The organism is Sphingobium sp. IP1, from assembly GCF_002708645.1.
GTDB classification, from domain to species: Bacteria; Pseudomonadota; Alphaproteobacteria; order Sphingomonadales; family Sphingomonadaceae; genus Sphingobium; species Sphingobium yanoikuyae.
This window is the reverse complement of record NZ_NOIW01000235.1, coordinates 1-2227: the sequence shown is the minus strand read 5'-3', so window position 1 is coordinate 2227 and position 2227 is coordinate 1. Positions and strand designations below refer to the sequence as shown.

1 protein-coding gene and 1 pseudogene are annotated in these 2227 nt (G+C 68.0%); both read right to left on the bottom strand.

What is annotated here, in order from left to right; all coding sequences use genetic code 11:
• Window positions 1-883, bottom strand: a pseudogene (locus CG471_RS29665) (aminomethyl-transferring glycine dehydrogenase subunit GcvPB); the annotation flags it as partial.
• Window positions 880-2227, bottom strand: a 1348-nt coding sequence (gcvPA, locus tag CG471_RS29660; RefSeq protein WP_257211741.1) for an aminomethyl-transferring glycine dehydrogenase subunit GcvPA, incomplete at its 5' end; no start/stop codon positions are given. The pseudogene CG471_RS29665 and the gene gcvPA, both read right to left, overlap by 4 nt.

Genomic DNA, 2227 nt, shown 5'->3' with positions numbered 1-2227 from the left:
TGGGTGGGTGGCGCACGGCGGGGCGCCCGGGGCCGCGGGGACGGCCCCGGCCGGCAGGGGGGTGGAAGTTGGCGCCGCCGCAATAGAGGAGGGCCGGGGCGGCATGGCCCGGGTGGGGGTTCGTCTTCATGTCGCGCTCGAACAGGCCGCAGGTGTGGGGGTTGGTGATCATCACCGCCGCAACGTCCGGTCCCAGACGGGCCTTCAAGGCTTCCAGATCGACGCGGCCATCCGGGGTCGCGGGGATATCCTCGACCTTGTAGCCGCAGAAGGCGGCCGTTGCCGGGTTGGTGCCATGCGCGCTTTCGGGCACCAGGATGACGCTGCGCGCGTCGCCACGGGCTTCGAGCGCGGCGCGGATCGCCAGCAGGCCGCACAGTTCGCCATGGGCGCCCGCCTTGGGCGACATGGCGACCGAGTGCATGCCGGTCAGCGTCACCAGCCAGGCGGCCAGTTCATGGATAACGGCCAGCGCGCCCTGCACCGTCGACTGCGGCTGCAGCGGATGGATGTCGGCGAAACCGGGCATCCGCGCGACCTTTTCGTTGAGCCGCGGGTTGTGCTTCATGGTGCAGCTGCCGAGCGGGAACAGGCCAAGATCGATGGCGTAGTTCTGGCGCGACAGGCGGGTGTAATGGCGCACCGTCTCCTGTTCCGACAGGCCGGGCAGGCCGATGCTGTCGGTCCGGGCGAGCGAACCGAGGCGGCTGGCCACCTTGGGCGCGTCGGCGAAATCGACGCCGGTGGTGTCGGTCGAGCCGATCTCGAAGATCAGTTTTTCCTCCAGCATCAGCGCGCGGTTGCCGGTGGCGGTTGCCGGGGCCATATGCTCCTGCGCGACGGCCTGCGGGGTGGTCGGGCGACCTTCCTTCAACATGGTCATGCCAGTTCCTCCTCAAGCGCTGCGGCAAGGGTTTCGATATCCTCCAGCGTGACAGTCTCGGTCACGGCGACGACCAGGCCGTTGCCGATTGCCGGCGCGTCCGGGAACAGGCGGCCGAGCGAGACGCCGGCCAGCACGCCCTTGTCGGCGAGGTTGCGGACGACCTCGCGCGCATCCTTGGTCAGGACCAGCGTGAATTCGTTGAAGAAGCCGTCGTTGAGCAGGGTCACGCCCGGCACCTTGGCGAGGCGATCGGCAGCCTGCACGGCCAGGCCGTGGTTCAGGGTCGCCAGTTCGCGCAGGCCCTTCTCGCCCAGCAGGGTCATGTGGATGCTGAACGCCAGCGCGCACAGGCCCGAATTGGTGCAGATGTTCGACGTCGCCTTTTCGCGGCGGATATGCTGCTCGCGGGTGGAAAGCGTCAGCACGAAGCCGCGCTTGCCGGCCGCGTCGACCGTCTCGCCGCACAGGCGGCCCGGCATCTGGCGAACATATTTCTGCTTGCAGCCGAACAGGCCCAGATAGGGACCGCCAAACTGCAGGCCGACGCCGATCGACTGGCCTTCACCCACGACGATGTCCGCGCCCATATGGCCCGGTGCCTTGATCGCGCCCAGAGCGACGGGTTCCGTCACCACCGCGACCAGCAGCGCGCCAGCGGCGTGCGCGGCGTCGGCCAGCGGGCTCAGGTCGGCGATGCGGCCGAGGATGTCGGGATATTGGATGACGACGCAGCTCGTATCCTTGTCGATCGATGCGATCAGCGCGTCGATGTCGGTCGCGGCGTCCAGCGTCGGCGCCTGATGCACCAGCGCGTCGCCGGTGAACTTCGCCATGGTGTTGGCGACCGAGACATAATGGGGGTGCAGGCCGGACGACAGCAGCGCCTTGCCGCGCTTGGTGATGCGACGGGCCATGCCGATCGCTTCCCAGCAGGCGGTCGAACCGTCATACATGGAGGCGTTGGCGACATCCACGCCCAGCAGGCGGGCGACCTGGGTCTGGAACTCGAACAGCACCTGCAGCGTGCCCTGCGCGATTTCCGGCTGATAGGGCGTGTAGGCAGTCAGGAACTCGCCGCGCTGGATCAGATGATCGACGCTGGCGGGGACATGATGCTTGTAGGCGCCGGCGCCCAGGAAGAAGGGCGCGTCCCCTGCCGACAGATTCTTGCGAGCGAGCGCGCCCATATGGCGCTCGACCGCCAGTTCGCTGGCATGATCGGGCAGGCCGGCAATGGTGCCGCTCAGGCGGGCTTCGGCGGGCACATCGATGAACAGATCATCGATCGTCTCGGCGCCGATGACGGACAGCATCTCCTGCCGGTCGGTGTCGGTAAGGGGT